We start from the raw sequence: 21,356 nt of genomic DNA, 5'->3' as shown, positions 1-21,356 counted from the left end.
TATCGCGACTTTCGATGCAAGAGCGCGGGGCGAACCTAAGGGCTGGTGCCGTCGGCTTCGAACGGCCGGAAGACGTAACGGGTCGGTGCAGATCACGCCGGTCCGATCCCACGACACTGCCAGGGTGAGTTGTGTCGATGAGCGATGCATCGCCGTCGAGATGCGTGCCATGTATCCGTCGGCGAGCTCCCTCGCACTCGTCACCACATCCCCGGAAAGGGAGAGGTCCGGCACTTCACATCACATCGACATCGAGCCTTTGCGAAACTCCGTCTTGCCGATGCGGGCGTTGATCAGTACCGCGCGACCCGACGCGGCCAGCGCTTTCGCCTCGGTGAGCACACCATCGATGTCCGCCGGGGAGTCGAGCAGAAACCCCACCCCGCCCAGAGCTTCGGCAACGAGGTGGTAGTCCGATGGTGACAGGACGGTGCCCACATCGTCGCCGAGGATTGTCACCTGATCGCGGGCGATCTGGGTCCATCCGGCATCATTTCCTATCACGGCGATGACCCCCAATCCGTGACGAGCGAACGTATCGAACTCCATGAGGCTGAACCCTGCAGCACCATCGCCGTACATCAACCACACTTCCGTGCCCGGATGCGTCAACGCCGCAGCCATCGCGAATCCGGCGCCGACGCCGAGCGTTCCGAAGACACCCGGGTCCAGCCACCGCAGCGGACCGCGGGGCCACAGGATGTACGCCGCAGAGGCAACGAAGTCGCCGCCGTCGGCGACGATGACGCTGTCGGCGGCCATCGCAGCGTCGATGCGTTGGAGAAGCCCGAGAGGGTTGATCGGGTCGACGGGTTCGCGGCCCTGCCGATCGATCTCGCCGTCCCTCTCGACATCGCGGCCCCGGAGCAGCTCCAACCAGGCATCGAACCGATGTCCTCCGGAAAGCTGCGCGAGCTCTTGGAGAAAACGTCCCGCGTCGCCGGGAACCGCCACCGTCGGTGCACGGTTCTTCGACAGCGAACGTTCATCCCTGCCGGCCGTGACGAGGTTCGTGTTGCGACCGATCACCCGTCCGTAGTCGAGCCGAAAGTCGATCGGCATACCGGCGAGCACCACCAGATCGGCGTCCCGCAGCGCCTCCCGACGTCGGTGGCGCAGGTGCGACGGGTGGCGTACCCCGAGAAGCCCCCGGGCCATTCCCGCCAGCCATGTGGGCATGCCCAGAGCCTCCACCGCTGCGGCAACATCAGCAGCCTCTGTGGGGAGCAGCATCGCACCGCTGCCCACGATCAGGACCGGACGGCTCGCCTCTGCAATCAACCTTGCGGCCCGCTCCACATCAAGCCTCGAGGGCACAGGGACCCGAGCCGGACGGGTTACGAACTCTCCGTCGGTGTCGGAGAACAGGCGGTCGACATGCCGTTGCAGATAGCGGCGGGTCAGCCGACCGGCGAGACTCTTCGGCGCGCCTCCCGACAGGTACAGGCCGCGAACCGTCTGCTCGGCATACAGCAGGTCGACGGGCACCTCGACGAATACCGGCCCGGGCACATCCGACACGGCCACTCGGAACGCCTCGGACAACATCGGTTCGAGATCCCGCACCCGACGAGCCCTGAACAGCTCCTTGACATGCGGGCGGACGACCGAGGCTTGGTCGATGTCCTGCAGCGCCCCCCTGCCCTTCAGAGCCGTCGCCACGGCGCCGCCGAGCACCACCACCGGGGACTGGGCCAGGTAGGCGTTCTGGACGGCTGTCAAGGCGTTGGTGACACCGGGCCCGGCGGTGACCGCAGCGACGCCGGCCACACCGCTCAATCGAGCCGTGGCGTCGGCGCCAAATACCGCTGCGGCCTCGTGTCGTGTATCGACGACGTGGATACCGGCGGCCTTCGCGCCGGAAAGGATCGGTGAGATGTGTCCCCCACACAGCGTGAACAATGTTTCGACCTGATGGCCGACGAGTACCCGGGCGATGCGGTCACCGCCGTGCATCGTCGTCACCCTCCAAAACATGACGGTCCAAGACGAAGCACGTGAAGATACCGCCCATCACGGTCTCTCCCTCACGGTCCACGGTCACTTCGACTTCTCGGCGCCGCCCATCGGCCGACATCGTCCTGGCCGTCGCCACGACCTCATCACCAACCCGCACCGGGGCCCTGAAGCGAACATCGGCACTTCCCAGCACGACATTCGGATCGTTCACCGCCAGCATGGCCGCGTAGTCGGCAAGTCCGAACATGAACCCGCCGTGCACCAGCCCTCGGTCATCGACGGCCATCGCTTCGGTGGTGATCATCCGAACTTCGGACCGCCCTTCTTCGAGCAGCTCGGGCAGACCACACAACCGGTGATCGATGTGCAGATGTGTGGCCGGTTCTCTCATGTGATCCTTTCAGCAGTCACCAGCGTACAACCGTGGGACCACCGCCCGAGATGCCTCGAAGCCGACGTCCGCCTCCGTCTCCCGCATACGCTGCCTGGATTCCCGCAGCACCACACGGCTACGCTGCACACGATCGTTCGTGAACCTTCAGCACTTTCTCGTCACAGGTACCGGTACCCGACTCGCGATGCGTCTCAGCGCTCTCGTTCCACGCCGGTTCGGCTACGCCGTGCTCAGAAGGATCACACGCTGGATCGCCCGTCGCGACACGCCGCTCACACGAACGATCCGAGCCAATCTGGCCGTCGTCCTCGACACCACCCCTGACGACCCTCGACTCGATTCCTACGTCCACGAGGTCCTGTTCCACGCGGCAAGCGGAAGCTACGACTTCTTTCGCGCCCTCGGGGGGACCATCGAAGAGAACCGGCGCCTGGTCGAAATGCCGCAGGCACTCTGGGAGATCCTCGATCCGGCCAACCGTCCCGGCCGGGGGATTCTCATCGTGGCCCCACACGTCAGCACTCTGGACCTCGCCGGGATCGGCTTGGCCGCCTCCCCCCACGCAGGCACCTACGACATCCAGGTTCTTTCCTACGCGCTCCCCCCATCCGGCTATGAACTCATGAATGACCTGCGGACCACCAAAGGACTCATCCTCACCCCGTCCTCCGGCGATGCGCTGCGAGAAGCTGCAACCCGTCTGCGCAACGGCGGCGTCGTGGTCACGTCGGTCGATCGGCCACCTCCTCCAAGGAAACGAGCGCAGACAACGACGTTCTTCGGCAAGGACGCACGCCTGTGGAGTGGGTTTGCCAGGCTCGCGGCATCGACCGATGCTCTGCTGCAGATCATCTCGGTGGAACGAACCCCCGACGATCGGTACCGTCTGAACATCGGAAGTCAGATCGATCCACTGGAGATAGAAGAGGACGACGTCGCCGGCACGCTGTGGCGTGAGACGCTCGCCGAGGTAGAGCGCATCATTCGTGCCCACCCCGAGCAGTGGCTGATGTTCTTCCCGGTATGGCCCGATGCCGAGGAGGCCGAATGAGCGAGTCCCCGTCCCACGAACGAGTCAACGACATCCTGCTCGGACCTCTCGAACGCCCCGCATTGCGCTGGCTCTCCAAGCATATGCCCGAGCGGATGACACCAGACACCCTCACACTGATCGGAATCGTCGGATCACTGATGACCTTCGGCGGCTACTGGGCCAGTAACGCTTCGCCGTGGTTTCTCTGGCTCGCCAGCTTCGGTCTCGTCGTGAACTGGTTCGGGGATTCCCTCGACGGAACGATCGCCAGATACCGGAGAATCGAACGGCCAAAGTACGGTTACTTCGTCGATCATGCCGTCGACGGTGTGAGCGAGACGCTCGTGGCGTTCGGTCTTGGGCTTTCTCCGTACGTTTCGTTCAACGTTGCCGCCGTCGCTCTCGTGGGCTACCTGCTCCTTTCCATCTACGTCTACCTGACAACGTATGTGCGCGGCGTGTTCCAGATCTCCTACGGGCGGTTCGGACCCACCGAAGTGCGAGCCATCATCATCGGGTTCAACGCTCTGCTCTTCTTCGGTCCGATTCCCTACATCAGCACCGTGTTTGGTACCGTCGGGGTCTATGACCTGGTGATTGGGGCTCTCGCCGCGGTCCTGATCGTGATCTTCGTCGTATCCGCGATCCGGGAAGCACGAAACCTCGCCGTGGAGGACACAGGAAGGCACTGACATGCTCACGATCGAGAAGGTCGACGTCACGAACCGGGCGCAAGTGAAGCGTTTCATCGACCTCCCCTACCGGCTGTACAAAAACGATCCGTTCTGGGTACCTCCGTTGAAGATGGACATCGCCACGATGCTCAACCCGAAGAAGCACCCGTTCTATGAACACTCCGTTGCGGACTTCTTCATCGCCGTACGGGATGGTCGAGACGTCGGCCGCATCGGCGCGCTCGAGAACACCCGCTTCAACGCGACCCACGACAGTCGAGAGGCGGAGTTCTACTTCTTCGATGTCGAGGATGACTCCGAGGCGGCAGCAGCACTGTTCGAGCGGACGTTCGACTGGGCCGCGGCAAGAGGCATGGAAGCGGTCATCGGCCCCAAAGGATTGAGCCCGTTCGATGGCTACGGCATGCTCGAACGCGGGTACGAGCAGCGCCAGACGATGTCGATGCTCAACTACAACTTCCCCTACTACATCCGGCTGGCGAAGGAGAACGGCTTCGTCAAGGAAATCGACTTCATCTCCCACGTCATCGACCCGTCGACGTTCTCCCTCGATCCTCGTATCCCGAGAATCGCCGAGCGCGCGGCGCGCCGTTCAGGGCTCCGAGTCCACCGTTTCCGCTCCCGCTGGGAGATCTACCGCTGGGCGGAACGGATCGCACGCACCTACAACAACTCGTTCGTCCACAACTGGGAGTACGTGCCCCTCACCGACGCGGAAGTCAGCTTCGTCGTCAAGCAGATCATCCCCGTGGCTCGACCGGACCTGCTCAAGCTCATCGTCACCAGCGACGACGAACCCGTCGGATTCGTGCTCACGTTCCCGGACGTGTCCGGCTCTCTTCAGAAGATGGGAGGCCGGCTTTTCTCCCTCGCGGCCGTGTCACTCCTCAGGGAGCTTCGTACCACCAGCTGGGTTGTTGCCAACGGCATCGGAATCCTCCCCGAGTATCAGCGTAGAGGTGGCAACGCCCTCCTGTACCGCGAACTCGCCGAGGTGTTCCAGCGAGCCGGGTTCGACCGATATGAGTTGACTCAGGTCGCCGAGACGGCAGTTCAGATGCGTCGCGACCTCATCAACATCGGAGGGATACCACACAAGAACCATCGGGTCTTCCGAAGGGTTCTCTAGGCGAACAGAGTTCGCCTACAAGAGGTACTTCGTACGGCAGCCGGCATCGTTGCACGACCTCCGGGCAAGACTGGGGCTCTTTCCGATGACTGAAGACCGAGAACCGACGGCTCAGTGCAGCGAATCGCCCTTGCCGATCACCACGACCCCTCCGGATGACACGGTGAACCGTTCTGCATCTCTGTCCGGATCCACACCCAGCTGGAACCCGTCCGGTACCTGGACGTTCTTGTCGATGATCGCTCTTCTCACGACGGCACCGCGACCGACACTCACTCCCTCGAAGAGAACCGACTGCTCGACCGTCGCATACGAGTGCACACGCACTCTCGAAGAGACCACGGACTGGCGGATCACCGAGCCTGAAACGATGGTCCCGTTGGCGACAAGGGAGTTCAACGCCCTGCCACGACGACCTTCGACATTGTGGACGAACTTCGCGGGAGGACGGGGGAAATCCCAGGTGAGAATCGGCCACTGTTCGTTGTACATATCGAACACCGGGTTGACGGCGATGAGGTCCATGCTGGCCTCGTAGTAGGCGTCCAACGTACCGACATCTCGCCAGTAGCCGCGTTCTCGATCCGTCTGACCGGGAACCCGGTTGCCTGCGAAGTCGTACACGTACGCGTCACCATGCTCGGTCAGGCTCGAGATGATGTTGCCGCCCAGATCGTGTCGCGAGTCCTGGTCCTCCGCATCCTCCCGCAATGCCTTGACCATCGTCTTGGTATGAAAGATGTAGTTGCCCATCGAAGCGAACGAACGAGTGGGATCACCGGGCATTGGCGGCGGCTGCTCCGGCTTCTCGACAAAGTTGCGAATCTTCGCATCTTCGGACGCATCGATGATTCCGAACGCACTCGCTTCTTCGATCGGTACCGGGATGCCGGCGACGGTGACCCCTGCCCCTGTGTCCATGTGCTGCTCGAGCATCTGTCGGGGATCCATCCGGTAAATGTGATCGGCACCGAACACGAGCACATGGTCCGGATGCTCATCGTCGATCAGGTTCAGGTTCTGGTAGATCGCGTCGGCGGAACCGGCAAACCACTGTGGCCCACGGCGCATCTGTGCGGGCACGGCTGCGACGTAGCTGCCAAGGAGCGGGGACAGCCTCCACGTCTGCGCAAGGTGGCGGTCGAGACTGTGACTCTTGTACTGGGTCAGGACCACGATTCTGCGAAAGCCGGCATTGACGAGGTTGGACAGGACGAAGTCCACGAGACGGTACCCTCCACCGAACGGTACGGCGGGCTTCGCACGATCACGGGTCAGGGGGAAGAGGCGGCTTCCCTCGCCTCCGGCAAGAACGATGGCAAGGACCCGGGGAATCATGCGCTCACGCTAGTGCCTCGGCCGGCAACCTTTGCGGCGTTCTGCCGGCCAGGAGCGCCGCTTGCCGCGTTCTCCGCCTCGACGCACCTGCCGGTGCGCCTTCGTTGTGCGGCCTTCCCATCGGTGCTCCTGCCTCGACATCGACACCCGAACGTTACCGGCCAAGGCACGAGCAAGACAAGGAGCTTTTCTTCCGTTGCCTCGGAGGAACGTCGGCGAACGGCGACGCCGGGGCGAAGGGAGTGTTCGTTCTCTGAGCCTCGATACCATGCGGCCCACATGTCGCATCTTCGACGCCTTCTTCCTGCCGCGCTCGTGATCGTTCTCCTCGCCGGCGGCTGCACGGCAACACCGCCGGAGACATCCGCCGAACCACTACCGACGATTTCCTCAGACGAGTTCTTGGCACTCTTGAGAGCTTCGGACAAACCGGTCATTGTCAATATCTGGGCTTCCTGGTGCGGGCCATGTCGATCCGAAGCGCCACTCCTCCGTCAGGCATACGAGGAGTTCGGATCCCGCGTGCGGTTCATCGGTGTCGATGTGAACGACACTCAGACGGGCGCCCGACGATTCATCGCTCGGTACGGTCTCGACTTCGAACAGTACTTCGATCCGAGATCTGCGATCCCCGCGGTCCTACGCTCCACGGGTGTACCCCACACGTTCTTCTTCGCTCCCGGCGGAGAACTACGTTTCGCCCACAACGGAATGATCGACGAGCAGACGCTCGCGATCCAGATCGATGATCTCTTGAGGTAGTCGCGTGGAGTTCACCCTGCTCGGAGCCGCTCTCTTGGGCATTGCCGCCGCGCTCGCAACCCTGCGGATCGAGCGGGTGCGAGGAACGACGGATCGAAAGGACCTCATCGACATCGTACTGGGGGCCACGGGGTCCGGCCTGGCGGTCGGGAGAGTCGCCGCCATGGTCTTGCAGGGAACGAACCCCATCACCCACCCACTCGATCTGTTCTTCATCCGCGGGGGTGTCGACACAGGCTTCGCGGCGTTGGGTTCGCTGGCCTATCTGGCGTGGACGGCGCGACATGACTTCTGGCCGACGCTGGATCTGCTCGCACCTGCCGGCATCGCAGGCCTCGCCGGATGGCAGGCCGGCTGTCTCCTCCGCTCGGCGTGCGCCGGAACGACGACGTCTGTGCCATGGGCGATCACGCTTCCCGGAAGCACCATCGAACGCCATCCCGTCGAGATCTACGCGGCAATCCTGCTCCTTGGCGGTGCTGTCGCGCTCGTTGCCCTCCGGACGAAAGCCCCACCCGGCGTGATCGCCTCCGCGAGTCTCGTGATTGCCGGCGGTGTTCGACTCATGACGGAACCGTTGAGGCTTGGCCTCGGCGCCGACCCAGGCCCCTGGTACATGACCGGAGTGGCGGTGGGTCTGATCAGTTTCTCGATTCGAGTCATCGCGGCGCGATCCCGTAACATTCCGGACTCGTGAACGTACCGTTGATCAAGCTCGATGGCATCGGCGTGCGGTTCGGCCGGCTCACCGTTCTGCGCGATGTCTCCCTCCGCGTCGATCCCGGTGAAGGCATCGGCATCGTTGGTCCGAACGGCTCCGGCAAGTCGACACTTCTCAGAGTTCTCGCCACCCTGCTGCGCCCCACGGAAGGCAAAGGAACGGTGCTGGGGGCACCCCTCGGCCGCGAGCCGTCGCCGGCGATTCGACGCCGTATGGCGCTCCTCGGGCATCTCCCCGCCCTCTACGGTGAACTGACTCTCGAAGAGAACCTCGAATTCGTTGCACGCCTCGCCGGCATCGCGAACGCGAGAGTGAAGCGCTCCCTCGAGAAAGTGGGGTTGGGGGGTGCCATGGACCGCAGAGCCGATCACTCATCTCACGGGATGCTGCGAAGGGTGGAGTTCGCTCGCGTGCTCATGACGCGGCCCGACCTGCTCCTCCTCGATGAAGCTCATGCAGGCCTCGACAAGATGGCCGCCATGCTGGTCGAGGCAACCGTCGCGGAGGTGAAGCAACGGGGCGGATGTGTCGTGCTCGTCTCCCATGAGCCGAACCGAATGCTCCCTCTGGTGGAACGAACCTATGAGCTCGTCGGCGGGACTGCGGTCGAGGGTCTGGTCGCAACATGAGTGCACGTGAGTTCTGGCGTCAGGCGTTCGAGATCATGCGAAAGGATCTCAAGATCGAAGGGCGGGCAGGAGAGGTGCTGTCGATCACCGTTCCCTTCGGCGCCGTCGCACTGCTCCTGATCCCTATGGCGATCGGGACGGAAAAGGCGATGCTCGCGCGAATCGGACCGGGCATGTTCTTCGCCATCACCCTCTTGTTCGGCATGTTGGTCGCCTTCCGCCAGTCGGCGACCGACGAACCGGCACAGCGAGAGCTCCTGACGTTGCTGGGTATAGACCCTGCTGCGACGTTCATAGGCCGCTCTGCTGCCAGTGCCCTGCTCTTGCTCGGGTTCGAACTCGTGCTCGCACCCCTCGATATCGTGCTGTACAACCCTTCTCCGATTCGCGGTTGGGGCTGGCTCGTGCTGATCGTCCTCTTCGTCGCCATCGGCCTGGCCCTGATCGGCACCCTGGCAGGAAGCGTGACAGCCGGCCTCCGAACTCGCGCAACGCTCGCCCCTCTGCTCGTCGCCCCCCTTTCCGTTCCGCTCCTCATCGCTTCGTCACAAGTGGTGGAAGCGCTTCGATTAGATCGCAGTATCCTTAATTGGATCATTTTGCTTATTGCCATGAACCTTGCCCTCACCGTCGTCGGTGTAATCACTGCCCGCCCACTCGAGGAGACATCCCGTTGAAGCGTTCCGTCCAGATACTCTCGGCACTCGCGGTCGTCGGTGTTGCCGTCGGATTGACATTCGGCATCACCGCACCGCTCGACGAGTTCCAGGGAATCTTCCAAAAGATCATGTACGTACACGTCCCGTCGGCATGGCTCGCCTACCTCTCCTTTGGAGTCGTGCTGGTCGCCGGTATCGGCTATCTCGTCACCAAGAAGCACTCCTGGGACAGAGTCGCCGCCAGCTCGGCGGAGATGGGCGTCTTCTTCACCGGCACGGCACTCGTCACCGGCATGCTGTGGGGACGGCCCGTCTGGGGAACGTTCTGGGACTGGGGTGACGCCAGGCTGGTGCTCACCGCGTTGACCCTCGTCATCTATCTCGGCTACCTCGCCTTGCGGCGCAGCATCGCGGACCCGGATATGAGAGCGAAACGCGCCGCAGTGCTCGGCATCATCGCGTTCGTGCAGGTCCCGTTGGTCCACTTCTCCGTGACGTGGTGGCGCACGCTGCATCAGACGGCAACGGTGCTGCGCCCCCAGACGTTCGAGCGTGCCGGCAACCCCTCCATCGATCCTCTGATGTTGCGGGCGCTGATGGTGAATCTGGCCGCCTTCACCCTGATCTATCTGGCGTTCATGGTGACCCGGGTGTGGATCGCACAGATGGCAGATGCCATCGAACAACGAGAAGCAAACGAGAATGTGGAGATCGCCGGAGCCGGCATAACGGCCCCGATCCTGGGAGGTGACACCGATGACTGAGTTCACTGGAAGTTGGGTGGTTTTTGCCTATTGTCTCGTCTACGGGTTCATAGCGATCTACGCCATCAGCCTCGTGGTGCGCCTCCGTTCCGTCTCCAGACGATTCAAGAGAGGTGACCGACCATGACACATCGCTGGTTCATCATTCCGGCCATCATCGTGGTGTTGATCGCGGTCGGTTTCTTCGCGTTCGGCAACCTCAACAAGAACCTCGTCTACTACCTCACCCCCACCGAGGCGCTGCAACAGCGCGCCGACTTCCCGGACGGTGAACGGTTCCGCCTCGGAGGACTGGTCGTCGAAGGCAGCATCAAGACAACTCCCACCGGCGTCAGCTTTCAGGTGACCGATGGGCAGAGCACGATCGACGTCGACAACGAAGGTACCCCGCCGCAGCTATTCCAGGGCGGAGCCGGCGCCGTTGTCGAGGGTTCATGGCAGGGTTCCCACTTCGTCTCTGACGTGCTGATCGTCAAACACGACGAGCAGTACAACGCAAAAGACGACAAGCACGAGACGCTCGTACCGGCAAAGGGGGGCTGATCGAATGGCCGCGACACTCGGCATTCTTGGCGTTCTGATTGCACTGATCTCCTCGATCACACTCGCCTTTCAAGGGTTCAAAGTCCAGTTTGCATCCACGAAGACACCGGTGACCAGACTGAAGTACCCGGTGTACGGACTCCTCGGCGGTGGGATCCTGGCGATGCTCGCTCTCGAGATCGGACTGCTGAGCAACGACTTCTCTCTCGCGTACGTTGCGAACAACTCGACGTCGAGCACCCCACTTCTGTACAAGATGGCATCGGCATGGGCTGCGCTCGAAGGCAGTATCGTCCTGTGGGGATTCATCCTGGCCGTCTTTGTCGCCACCGTGTACTTCGCGTCACAACGCCTTCACAAACCTGATGCTCTCGGAGCGGGGGCGCTGGCGATCATGGGGATCATCTCGACGTTCTTCTTCGGAATGATGTTGACAATCTCGAATCCGTTCGAGGTCTGCACGCAGGCGGCGCAAGTGGGCTGCATGGCGACAAGCCCATTCCCATGGGTCCACGCGCAAGCGGCCCTCGAAGGTTTCGGACCGAACCCACTGCTGCAGAACCATCCGCTCATGGCAATCCACCCGCCGATGCTCTACATCGGCTACGTGGGAATGTCGGTACCGTTCGCCTTCGCCATGTCCGCACTCATGATCGGTTCCGGCGGGACGGACTGGCTCAGGCGGACCCGATCATGGACCCTCGTCGCCTGGGTGTTCCTGACCGCCGGCATCGTACTCGGCGGTCTCTGGTCGTATGAGGTGCTCGGCTGGGGCGGCTTCTGGGCGTGGGACCCGGTGGAGAACGCCTCGTTCATGCCGTGGCTGGCCGCCACCGCGTTCCTGCATTCTGCCGCCGTGCAGTCGCGGCGCGGCATGTTGCAGAGCTGGAACTTCGTCCTCGTCATCTCGACGTTCTCACTGACCATCCTCGGAACGTTCATCACACGTTCGGGGATCATCAACTCGGTGCACAGCTTCACGCAGTCACCGATCGGTCCCGCATTGTTGTGGTTCCTCGCGGTGACGCTTGTCTTGTCGTTCGGACTGTTCGCCACACGCTCGCACATGGTGGCTTCCGCGCCTCGGCTCGATTCCCTCGCCAGCCGCGAAGGAATGATGCTCGCCAACAACCTCATCCTGGCAGTGTTCACCTTCGTCGTCCTGACCGGGACGTTGTATCCACTCATCATCGACGCCATCACCGGGTCCGAAGTCGGGGTCGGTCGTCCCTTCTTCGATAGACTCGCCGTGCCCATCGGCTTCCTCTTGCTGCTGACGATGGCGGTCGGCCCGATCACTCCTTGGCGCTCCGCGCGAGGAGCGGTCGTGTGGGCCCGTATCCGAAATCCCTTGCGGTTTGCCCTCGCGGTCACCGCCGTCGGAATCGTGTTCGGCAGACGCAGCCTCTCGGTCGTCCTGGCGATTCTGCTCGGCACGTTCGTCATCGCCGTCGTCGCCCGCCAACTCTGGGACACGAGCCGCAGACGCGCCGAGAGTCGCCAGGAGAATCTCGCCGCGGCGTCGCTGTACACGATGCGTTCCGATCCCGGATACTGGGGCGGACAGATCGCACATGTCGCGGTGGCAATCCTGGTGATCGGAATCGCACTCTCCGCGAACCTCTCACTTCGCAACCAGGTACAACTCACTCCTGGAGACACGACTCGGTTCGCCGGATTCGACCTCACCTATGTGAACACGTTCGACAGGGTCGAATCGAACCGGTTCGTGACCGGAGCACTCATACAAGTCGTCAAGAACGGACGCGTCGTCGCAGAGTTGCAGCCACGCCTCAACCAGTACGCCAACGGTCGCGAGTCCGTGGCGTCTCCCGACGTTCGCGGGTCTCTGGCCGGCGACCTCTACCTGTCACTGCGGGCGATCGATGAGAGGCAGGTCACGCTCGACCTGTTCTGGTTCCCCGTGCTCTGGATGGTCTGGGCCGGCGGGTTCCTGGTCAGTGTCGGCGGCCTGTGGGCGTGGCTGGTGCGTAAGCCCGCTCGTGAAGAACTGACGACGACCGGACAGCCGGCATGAGCGAGACCACGCGACCAAGGATCGGTATGTGGCTGAGTCTCGCTGCGATTCTCGCGATCGTGATCGCGATGGTCGTTGTGTTCAGCAGTGGGTTCGGGAAGGACCCGAGCCTGATCGCCTCCCCCCTCATCGGCAAGCCCGCCCCTGAGGACTCGTTGGCGTACCTCGAGCAGGATGGCGTGCTCAGCCTCGCGGACCTGCGAGGAAACGTCGTCGTGGTGAACTTCTGGGCCTCCTGGTGCTTTCCCTGCCGGCAGGAACATCCGGTTCTGGAGGCGGCGGCCGCCGCATACGCCGACGAACCCGTGCGTTTCGTTGGAGTCGTCTACCAAGATGAGCCACGCCGGGCGATCGCGTTTCTCGACCAGTTCGGCAGAGCGGAGAAGACGGCCTACGTCATCGACCCGGAATCGCGAGTTGCGATCGACTTCGGCGTATTCGGCGTCCCTGAAACGTTCTTCATCTCACCCGACGGGACGATCATGGCCAAGAAGACTGGTCCCCTCTCGCCGTTCGAGATCAGCAGCACGATCGACACGCTGCTGGCGGGTGGAACGCCGGGAGATCTCAATGAGGGTCAGACCCAGAAGCAATCCGGCGGCTGATTTCTTGTCATCCCGAGTCGAGGGACACAACCGCTTCTAGCGTCTTGGCCAGTAACGTTCGGGGTGTCGATGCCGAGGCAGGAACGCCGATGGCAAGGCCGCACAACGAAGGCGCATCGGCACAGGTGCGTCGAGGTGGAGAACGCAGCAAGCGGTGTTCCTGACCGGCAGAACGCCGCAAAGGTTGCCGGCCGAGGCACTAGCGTCTTGGCAGCCCCCCGTGCCGGGCAGAGTGCCACGAACGTTGTCCGTCGAGGCGCTACGGCATCTCGAGGCGATGTGTCGAGAGGAGGTCGTGGTCTGCGAGGACTTGGCTCGTCGGCCCGTCTGCAACGATCCTGCCCTCGTTCATCACAAGCGCTCGTTCGCACAACTCGAGGGCATACGGAAGATCGTGCGTAACCATGAGCATGGTGACGTCCAGATCCGTCAGGATGACGCCGAGCTCCTTGCGGCCGGCAGGGTCGAGGTTCGACGAAGGCTCATCCAGGACGAGAATCTCGGGCTTCATGGCGAGAACGGTCGCAACCGCCACGCGCCGCCGTTCTCCCAGGCTCAGATGATGCGGTACGCGGTCGATCTCCGCTTCCATACCCACCGACGCCAAAGCGGTGAGCACGCGCCGATCCAGGTCTTCTCCGGACACCCCGAAGTTGGCAGGTCCAAACGCAACGTCTCTGCGAACGGTGGGCATGAACAGCTGATCGTCGGGGTCTTGGAAGACGAGACCCACCCTTCGTCGGATCTCCATGAAATTCGCCTCGGTCACTTCGAGTCCGGCGACACGGACCGTTCCGGAGCTCGGCCGCAAGATACCGTTGAGATGCAGCACCAGCGTGGTCTTGCCTGCCCCGTTCGGACCCAACAGGGCCACACGTTCCCCCGGGTGAATGTGAAACTCTGCTTTGTCGAGCGCTCTGCGTCCGTCCGGATAGGAATAGCTGAGGTCTCGAACTTCCAGAGCAGGGGTACTCATCGCACCATCAGCGCAGTGATCGCGAACACCCAGGCGAGCAACGGGATCGCGGAGCCGATCATCCAGTCCTTCGGGGTCGCCGCAGTGGTGTCGGAAGGCGGCATGACCCCCGTATAGCCCCTTGCGAGCATGGCCTGGTGAACCCGCTCGCCCCGCTCGTAGGAGCGCACGAACAACGCGCCCGCCGACGCTGCAATCGGACCCGCCTGACCGACCCAGGTCGGGTCATAGCCTCGTGCGATCATCGCCACTCTCATCCGCCGAAGTTCTCCGGCGATCACGTCGAGATACCGAACCATGAATCCCGCGATCGCGGTCACCAACCGGGGCACACGCAGGCGTTCGAGACCATCGAGAATATCGGGGATTTCGGTTGTCGCGGCCATCAAGACCGATGCCACCAACCCGAGTGTGCCCTTGGCCAGAATCGTCCAGGCACCCCACAGGCCTGCGATCGAAAGGGATACTCCGAGGACGGAGGTCCGGTCGCCCACACCGAGGAAGGGCATGAGGATGGCGAAGACCATGAACGGAACCTCGATGAGCAGACGGCGCGCCACGAAACCGAACGGAATGCGTGCCACGGCGAGCGCTCCCACGAGCAAGGCCGCTTCGAACCCAAACGCCCAAAAGGCTTCGCGGGGCGTTGCGACGACGGCGGCGACGAACAGCACGAGCGCCGTCACCTTCACCTGTGCCGGGAGGTCGTGCAGCACGCTGTGCTCGTGCCGGTACAGGGCATGGGTGTGGAAGCCGCTCATGCCTTGGTTCGCCGCCTCAGACGCACGATCAGGTACCCGGCACCGAAGGTGACCCCCACGCCGACAACGCCGGCCGCCGCGGTCGCGAGACCACCCTCGGATCCGAACTCGTATCCGGCGAACGGAGAATGTTCGCCGATGACGCCGGGCAGTGCCGTTTCCGCGAACCCCTGATCGGCGGCAACCCGCTCCAGACCGTCCGGGCTGCTACTCGCAAAGGGGCTGAGGAACGCTGCGACCAGCAGGGCCACTCCGAGGCCTACGGCGACGAACCGTCCGATCTTGCGGGAGGCCGGCGGTGAGCTGTCCAGCAGATCGTCCGCCCCCGCGACGATGTCCGGTCTGGCGGCAAGGACTGCAGCGACGATCGCTGCCGTGATCAGACCCTCCCCGATGCCGATCAAGACGTGCACGCCTCCCATTGCGATCAGGACCGTCGTGACAGGCGCCCCCCCGGTCCCCCCGATGGCGTACTCCGCCACGAATCCGAGGGAGGCGACGACCACAGACAAGGCCGCAGCGATGCCCGCCGATATGGCCACCACCCGCTGCGTCCTCGGAAGGAACGCACGCATCAACTTGAAGAGAAGCCAGGCGGACCACGGCGCGAGAATCGCCATGTTGATGATGTTCAGCCCGAGTGCCGAGACTCCCCCATCGGCAAAGATGAGGGCCTGCACGCCGAGGACCACCGACAGGACGACCGTTGCGAGCCACGGGCCGAGGAGTACCGCGGCGAGACCACCACCGATCAGATGCCCGGATGTCCCCACTCCGACAGGAAAGTTGATCATCTGCGCGGCGAAGATGAACGCGCCTGCAAGACCGGCGAGGGGTACGTGGCGATCGGCAAGTCGACGACCTGCCTGCTTCAGCCCGGCTGCGAGGCCCCCGGCAGCGACCAAACCTGCACCGACGGACGTGGGCCCATTGATGAAACCGTCGGGAATGTGCATCCAAGGGTCCTTATTGCATGCGCCTTGCAACAACGAGTATACGCGCCCCGCAACCGCGCTGCGGGTTGAGCGGCATCCACGAAAGGATCAACGCCGGCCGGTACATTCCTCCCGCTCGGAATCGGCTTCACCTCTCGAAAGACACGGCCCGCCGCGGCTCTCGAATGGGGGTCAACCGTTTGTGCAGTCCTCACAGGTCCCGACGATGGCGAAGTGGGATCCTTGAACGCTGGTGAACGAGTGGCGCCGGGCGACGGTCTCGAAGGCCTCCACGACCTCGTCGATCGGGATGTCGACCGTCTTCCCACAGTGTTCACAGACGAGATGCTGGTGGTCGGTTTCTGCACTCAGATGGACGATGGCCGGGCCGTGGCCAAGGTGCACGTGATGCAGAACACCGAGCCGTTCGAGAACATCGATCGTGCGATACACGGTCGACTGGTCGATACGGATACCGGACGCCTCCTCTGCCCGCTGACGGATCTCGGTGGCGTTGAGATGCTCACCTCGGCCCCCGGCCAGTGCATCGCACATCGCCCTGCGCGCCGCCGTGATGCGCAGCCCCTCCGAACGAAGGTCACGGACCAGTGCTTCGGCTTCCATCAGGGCGCCAGAAATGCCGACACACCGGTGATCGTGCTGCCAAGGATCAGCATTTGGATCTCGTTGGTGCCCTCGTATGTATAGACGGACTCCAGATTGTTCATGTGGCGCATCACGGGGTATTCGAGCGTGATGCCGTTCGCACCGAGGATCCCCCTGGCGGTGCGGGCGACTTCGAGCGCGTTGCGAACGTTGTCGAACTTGCCGAAACTAACCTGCTCATGACGGAGTCCGCCGCCGTCCTTGAGCCGGCCGAGGTGCAGCGCGAGCAGCGTTCCCCGGTTGACGGCCACCAGCATGTCCACGAGTTTCTTCTGTGTCAGTTGAAACGCGGCAAGTGGCGCTCCGAACTGGTGTCGCTCTTTCGAGTAGTCGAGTGCCACTTCGTAGCACGAACGCGCGGCACCCATGACTCCGAACAGAATCCCGTACCGGGCTTCGGTCAGACATGACAGCGGCCCGCGCATACCCGTGACCCCGGCGAGCACCGCGTCGGCGGGTAGCCGTACATCGTCGAGCACCAGTTCGGATGTGACGGACGCTCGTAGCGACAGCTTCTTGTGGATGTTGTTCGTGGAGAACCCGGGAGTGTCCGTCGGGACGATAAACCCACGTACTCCCTGGTCGGTCATGGCCCACACGATGGCCACATCCGCGATGCCACCGTTCGTGATCCACATCTTGGTTCCGTTCAGCACCCAGTCGCTACCGGCTCTTCGCGCTCTGGTACGCATGCCGGACGGGTCACTTCCGGCGTCGGGTTCGGTGAGGCCGAAGCAGCCGATGACCTCGCCGGCAGCCATCCGGGGAAGCCACTGCTGTTTCTGTTCCTCCGATCCATACTTCCAGATGGGAAACATGGCAAGAGATCCTTGGACGGATACGAAGGAACGAACGCCTGAATCGCCCGCCTCCAATTCGAGACAGGCGAGGCCGTATGCGACTGCCGATGTTCCCGCGCACCCGTAGCCTTCGAGATGCATGCCCAGCAGGCCAAGCTCTCCCATCCCGGTCACGAGCTCCCTCGGGAACGTCCCGGCTTCGAACCAGTCGGCGACGTCGGTCACCACCTGATCGGCGACAAACTGCCGGACTGTGTCCCTGATCATTCTCTCCTCATCCGAAAGGAGGGAATCGATTGCCAGGAAGTCATGTGGGTCGGGGGCCCTGCTCATGCTGTCTCCTCCAAGACCTATGGGGGTTAGGAGTCCACCGGGCAACACACGGCAGATATCACGGCCGGCATCGTGCAGCAGACGCGCAAAGCCTAACGAGCCCAGGGCGACCAGGCACAGTTCACGCAGAGCGACGCATGAGGCGTCTGCGCTCCTGTTCCGTGGTACCTCCCCAGATCCCGTGACGTTCTCGCGTCGATAACGCCCATTCGAGGCATTCTTGTCGCACCGGGCATACCCGGCACACTGCCAGCGCCTCGGCGACCTCCGCTTCTACCGTGGGGAAGAACAGGGCCGGCTCCATGCCACGGCACGCCGCTTCGCTTTCCCAGGGAAGTCTCTCGTCTTCGATCCAATTCTGCATGTTCATCACTTATAACGCCTTCGGCCGTCTTCTTCATCCCTCTGACGCCCTCAGACGCGATGAAGTTCCCCCTCGGAAAGACCCGCGGGATTCCGATTCACTAAGCTGACACCCCCGTAACCGGTGAGGAGATCGAGTGCAGACAACGCTGTATTTTGCCTATGCCGCTCTTCTGTCCCCACGGCGCATCCTCGACGTCGTCCCGGAAGCACAGTTCAGGTTCATCGCCCACCTTCCCGAAACTCGCCTCGTTTTCCCCCACCAGAACGGCACGTGGGACGGCGGTCTGCCATCGGTGAAACCCGAGCCCGGCAACACGGTGTGGGGCGCGGTGTTCGAGATCCCGGTCGAGGCACTCGCCAGTCTCGACGAATCGGAGAAGTCCGAGGGGAGGGAGCGATCAGAGGCGTTCAAGGCGGTAGATCGCGAGGGGCATCGTCATCCGGTCGTCACCCATGTTCACAAGGGCGCCCCCAACGGTGAGCTCACGCCGTGCCGTGATTACATGCGCCTGGTCGTCGACGGTGGCCGGTACTGGAAGCTGCCGATGGGCTGGGTCGCAGGCCTCGAAGAGTACGTCGAGGAGCCGCTGTTCTGAAGAAGTGACGGTGACGAACTTCGGCCCTCGATCGCCCGACCACAGGGCTGCGGGTCGTTCGGCATGAAACAGGCGATGCAGCAGCCAAGCCATCTCCCCTCGTTCGACAACGGGCCCACCTGTCGTGGATGCAACGAGGCCCCTCTTCGCGCGTGGATGCCGGGATATGATCCCGGCATCCACGTCTCTGGAGGGCTGTGGGACGACGACTTCCCCACAACCGAGCAACGGCCACGAGAAGGAAGGAACCGCTCGTATGTTGATGGCTCGTTTCTCGGACGCTTTGACTCACACTCCCCCTGGGTGGTTTCAGATCGGCGGAATCTCCTCCACTCGGGTACGATTTGTCGTGAGTTCGCCGGACGGCCGCGGGTTTCGACCTGAGGAAAGTCCGGACTCCACAGGGCAGGGTGCTGGGTAACGCCCAGGCGGGGTGACCCGACGGAAAGTGCCACAGAGAACAGACCGCCGAAAGGTAAGGGTGAAACGGTGGTGTAAGAGACCACCAGCGTCCCGGGTGACCGGGGCGGCTCGGCAAACCCCACCCGGAGCAAGGCCAAGCAGGAACGAGGTTGCCCGTCCGTTATGTTCCAGGTAGGCCGCACGAGGCCGGTGGCAACATCGGTCCCAGATAGATGGCCGTCCCCGGGGAGACCCGGGACAGAATCCGGCTTACAGGCGGACTCGCCATCGAGAGGGCCCCTTCGGGGGCCTTCTCGCGGTCCCGCTCGGATCGAAGGTCCGGGTCCCCTATGGGCAGGTCGGGACGGCTTTGGCCGTCGCCGTGTAGATGACGGATTGGCCGTTGACGGTGGCGGCGATCCTAGGTTCCGGCGTGACGGTCAACACGACGGACGCGTCGACGAAACCCTCGTCGTCGATGGCGTCTTGCCACGCAGCGGGAATGACACCGCCGGCCGCTTCGGGGCTGTCGGTGTGCCAGGACACGTCGTTGAGGCGACCGAGCCACGCCACACCGCAGCGGGTGTCGAACCGGTACACGGTGTCGATCCCCGGTTCGATGATCCCCCCAGACTCGAGGAAACGCAGTTCGGGGAGGGCAGGGTCAGATCCGATCTGGCCGAGGGCAGCGACCGCACCCGCTTGCGAGAGGTCGGTATCGACGATGGTGCGCTCCCCAGGAAACCCGGACGGTGGACCGTCCGCGTCGAGTTGGATCGCGAAGCGACCCACCGGCAGCACCGACCGGTCGACCGCCACCAGGTAGGCGTGCGGGTTGGCGTCAGCGGTGCAGGCCGCCGGCGAGTCCACCAGGACGATCTTGGCGTAGACGAGCGCGCGGTCGCGGTCGACGACGACATCATCGAGGCGGATGTTCGGACAGCTCGAACCGAACACCGCCCCGAACCAGATCACGACCTGGGACGTGAAGTCGACCGTGGGGGCATCGCCGGAGAGTCCGACCTGATCCCACAGCCGCTCGTAGGACTCCGTGTCGGTAGCGATCCCCGTCCGGTACACCTCACCGACGCCGGCCTCGTCGGCCAACAGCCGCCACCCGTCCCCACCAGACGGTTGAGGGCCGGCCACCGGGGCGTCGGCCGGATCGCCACCGGAAACACAAACCCGCTCCCCCGCGAACCGCTCATCGATCGCATCGAGCCGCTCTTGTGTCAACACCCCGACACCGATATCGACCACACCCTTGGTGATCGAGATTCCCGAAGAAGACGAAGGAAACAGCGGGCCAAGCTCGTCGATGACTCTGCGCTGCAACGCCTCCAAGCCCGCCATCGTCCATCCGACCGGAACCACGACCGCCCCCACATCGGGGAACGTCCGCTCCAGCTCACGTTGGCGTGCCTCGGCGTCGGTACTGAACGCGACCGTGATCCAACCCAGATGCTCCCGATCGACCCAGATCGCCTCAAACCCGGGTTTGGTCTCCGCCCACGCCCGAACTGCTTGGACGGGCATCTCGTTCGCCACATAGATCGGCGCGTCCCGATACCACCCGGCAGGCGCACTGCTACGAACAAGCTGGTCGCAGAGAGGCACACCACCGGCATCCGAAACGGCCCGAACAGCCGACGGACCCGCCGGAGCAGACGTGCCGGGACCCGACCCGAAACCGCCACAGCTCGTCGCGATCACCGCCATCACGATCACGACGGTCAAACGACGCATCCGTCCTCCAACCCGAGCCATCTCATTCTCTCCTTTGGGAAATGACGTTTTGCTTGCTTCTTCAGACGTCTTCATCAGGGGTGAGCCCTCGCATGGTGATAGTGAGTTCGTCGTCGAACACGTGGACGTCGGGATGCGTGATGTTCCAGACCTCGGTACCGAGGCCGGCAGCGTCACGATAGGTAGGGTCGGACGCATCCAACCCAAGAGTGGCTGCGGAGCCGGTTGGGGACTGGATGACGCACACGATCGGGTCGGTACCCACGAACGCTATCTGGTCCCCCATCCGGTAGATGACATACGGACCAGGAATGGCACCCGGATCGACGGCACCGTACGGCAAGGCGGAAGTGACAGAGGCGAACGCGACAGGTGAGAGCTGCTCGGAAGGTCCGACGAACGGTGAGCCGGCCCAGTCGACCTGCCGAGCGCCGCTGCCGTCGCCCAGCTCAGAAACGGCAGAGCCCTGTTCGATATCGGATGACACCGGACCAGAGACCACACCC

23 protein-coding genes and 1 other RNA gene are annotated in these 21,356 nt (G+C 63.2%); 13 read left to right on the top strand and 11 right to left on the bottom strand.

Annotated features, from left to right (window positions below):
• Positions 1-240 precede the first annotated feature (240 nt).
• Entirely contained in the window at positions 241-1,956 is a 1,716-nt protein-coding gene (locus GXP34_03230) for a thiamine pyrophosphate-binding protein (GenBank protein NOY54977.1), read from the bottom strand.
• Positions 1,943-2,350, bottom strand: coding sequence for a PaaI family thioesterase (locus tag GXP34_03225; protein NOY54976.1), 408 nt, complete (start codon positions 2,348-2,350; stop codon positions 1,943-1,945). Before GXP34_03225 ends, GXP34_03230 begins: the two co-directional genes overlap by 14 nt.
• Before the next feature lie 139 nt (positions 2,351-2,489).
• On the opposite strand from GXP34_03225, the gene GXP34_03220 reads away from it, so the two are divergent.
• Genes GXP34_03220 through GXP34_03210 form a run of 3 tightly spaced genes read left to right on the top strand, consistent with a single transcriptional unit; the run spans position 2,490 to position 5,210 of the window.
• Entirely contained in the window at positions 2,490-3,404 is a 915-nt protein-coding gene (locus GXP34_03220; GenBank protein NOY54975.1) for a hypothetical protein, read from the top strand.
• Complete coding sequence (locus tag GXP34_03215) at positions 3,401-4,078, top strand: CDP-alcohol phosphatidyltransferase family protein (GenBank protein ID NOY54974.1); 678 nt, start codon at positions 3,401-3,403, stop codon at positions 4,076-4,078. Before GXP34_03220 ends, GXP34_03215 begins: the two co-directional genes overlap by 4 nt.
• Before the next feature lies 1 nt (position 4,079).
• Complete coding sequence (locus GXP34_03210; GenBank protein NOY54973.1) at positions 4,080-5,210, top strand: hypothetical protein; 1,131 nt, start codon at positions 4,080-4,082, stop codon at positions 5,208-5,210.
• A 111-nt stretch (positions 5,211-5,321) separates the two neighbouring features.
• On the opposite strand, the gene glgC is transcribed toward GXP34_03210, so the two are convergent.
• Entirely contained in the window at positions 5,322-6,548 is a 1,227-nt protein-coding gene (gene glgC, locus GXP34_03205) for a glucose-1-phosphate adenylyltransferase (protein NOY54972.1), read from the bottom strand.
• Between the two features lie 279 nt (positions 6,549-6,827).
• Here glgC and GXP34_03200 point away from each other — a divergent pair, with 279 nt between their 5' ends.
• From GXP34_03200 to GXP34_03165, 8 genes are all read left to right on the top strand, one after another.
• A complete protein-coding gene (locus GXP34_03200; GenBank protein NOY54971.1) occupies positions 6,828-7,310 on the top strand; it encodes a TlpA family protein disulfide reductase in 483 nt (160 codons plus the stop codon).
• Positions 7,311-7,314: 4 nt separating this feature from the next.
• Entirely contained in the window at positions 7,315-8,007 is a 693-nt protein-coding gene (locus tag GXP34_03195; GenBank protein NOY54970.1) for a hypothetical protein, read from the top strand.
• An 8-nt stretch (positions 8,008-8,015) separates the two neighbouring features.
• Complete coding sequence (gene ccmA / locus GXP34_03190; protein NOY54969.1) at positions 8,016-8,660, top strand: heme ABC exporter ATP-binding protein CcmA; 645 nt, start codon at positions 8,016-8,018, stop codon at positions 8,658-8,660.
• Complete coding sequence (locus tag GXP34_03185; protein ID NOY54968.1) at positions 8,657-9,337, top strand: ABC transporter permease; 681 nt, start codon at positions 8,657-8,659, stop codon at positions 9,335-9,337. Before ccmA ends, GXP34_03185 begins: the two co-directional genes overlap by 4 nt.
• A 14-nt stretch (positions 9,338-9,351) precedes the next feature.
• Positions 9,352-10,083, top strand: a complete 732-nt coding sequence (ccsA, locus tag GXP34_03180; protein NOY54967.1) for a cytochrome c biogenesis protein CcsA — start codon at positions 9,352-9,354, stop codon at positions 10,081-10,083.
• A gap of 123 nt (positions 10,084-10,206) precedes the next feature.
• On the top strand, positions 10,207-10,626 hold the full coding sequence (locus tag GXP34_03175) for a cytochrome c maturation protein CcmE (GenBank protein NOY54966.1): 420 nt from the start codon (positions 10,207-10,209) through the stop codon (positions 10,624-10,626).
• Between the two features lie 4 nt (positions 10,627-10,630).
• Positions 10,631-12,664, top strand: coding sequence for a heme lyase CcmF/NrfE family subunit (locus tag GXP34_03170; GenBank protein NOY54965.1), 2,034 nt, complete (start codon positions 10,631-10,633; stop codon positions 12,662-12,664).
• A complete protein-coding gene (locus tag GXP34_03165) occupies positions 12,661-13,269 on the top strand; it encodes a redoxin domain-containing protein (protein NOY54964.1) in 609 nt (202 codons plus the stop codon). Before GXP34_03170 ends, GXP34_03165 begins: the two co-directional genes overlap by 4 nt.
• A 259-nt stretch (positions 13,270-13,528) precedes the next feature.
• On the opposite strand, the gene GXP34_03160 is transcribed toward GXP34_03165, so the two are convergent.
• The 6 genes from GXP34_03160 to GXP34_03135 form a co-directional block, all read right to left on the bottom strand.
• Entirely contained in the window at positions 13,529-14,245 is a 717-nt protein-coding gene (locus GXP34_03160; GenBank protein NOY54963.1) for an ABC transporter ATP-binding protein, read from the bottom strand.
• The gene (gene cbiQ / locus GXP34_03155) at positions 14,242-15,006 is read right to left on the bottom strand and encodes a cobalt ECF transporter T component CbiQ (GenBank protein ID NOY54962.1); all 765 of its coding nucleotides are present in this window, start codon (positions 15,004-15,006) and stop codon (positions 14,242-14,244) included. The genes GXP34_03160 and cbiQ overlap by 4 nt, the downstream gene beginning before the upstream one ends.
• Positions 15,003-15,962, bottom strand: coding sequence for a cobalt ABC transporter permease (locus GXP34_03150; protein ID NOY54961.1), 960 nt, complete (start codon positions 15,960-15,962; stop codon positions 15,003-15,005). The genes cbiQ and GXP34_03150 overlap by 4 nt, the downstream gene beginning before the upstream one ends.
• Before the next feature lie 171 nt (positions 15,963-16,133).
• Positions 16,134-16,565 carry a transcriptional repressor gene (locus GXP34_03145; GenBank protein ID NOY54960.1) on the bottom strand — a complete coding sequence of 144 codons (432 nt, stop codon included), beginning with the start codon at positions 16,563-16,565 and terminating at the stop codon, positions 16,134-16,136.
• Positions 16,565-17,740 carry an acyl-CoA dehydrogenase gene (locus GXP34_03140; protein ID NOY54959.1) on the bottom strand — a complete coding sequence of 392 codons (1,176 nt, stop codon included), beginning with the start codon at positions 17,738-17,740 and terminating at the stop codon, positions 16,565-16,567. The genes GXP34_03145 and GXP34_03140 overlap by 1 nt, the downstream gene beginning before the upstream one ends.
• 121 nt (positions 17,741-17,861) lie before the next feature.
• Positions 17,862-18,104, bottom strand: coding sequence for a WhiB family transcriptional regulator (locus GXP34_03135; protein ID NOY54958.1), 243 nt, complete (start codon positions 18,102-18,104; stop codon positions 17,862-17,864).
• Positions 18,105-18,240: 136 nt separating this feature from the next.
• Between GXP34_03135 and GXP34_03130 the strand changes: the two genes are divergently transcribed.
• The gene (locus GXP34_03130; protein NOY54957.1) at positions 18,241-18,702 is read left to right on the top strand and encodes a gamma-glutamylcyclotransferase; all 462 of its coding nucleotides are present in this window, start codon (positions 18,241-18,243) and stop codon (positions 18,700-18,702) included.
• A gap of 350 nt (positions 18,703-19,052) precedes the next feature.
• Positions 19,053-19,393, top strand: an RNA gene (rnpB, locus tag GXP34_03125) — RNase P RNA component class A.
• A 59-nt stretch (positions 19,394-19,452) separates the two neighbouring features.
• Here the strand turns inward: rnpB and GXP34_03120 are convergent.
• Complete coding sequence (locus tag GXP34_03120) at positions 19,453-20,871, bottom strand: hypothetical protein (protein ID NOY54956.1); 1,419 nt, start codon at positions 20,869-20,871, stop codon at positions 19,453-19,455.
• Between the two features lie 40 nt (positions 20,872-20,911).
• Entirely contained in the window at positions 20,912-21,337 is a 426-nt protein-coding gene (locus tag GXP34_03115) for a hypothetical protein (protein ID NOY54955.1), read from the bottom strand.
• Between the last annotated feature and the right edge of the window lie 19 nt (positions 21,338-21,356).

The organism is Actinomycetota bacterium, assembly GCA_013152275.1.
Classification (GTDB): domain Bacteria; phylum Actinomycetota; class Acidimicrobiia; order Spongiisociales; family UBA4744; genus BMS3Bbin01.
The sequence above is the reverse complement of the archived record's forward strand: the minus strand, read 5'-3'. Positions and strand labels throughout refer to the sequence as shown.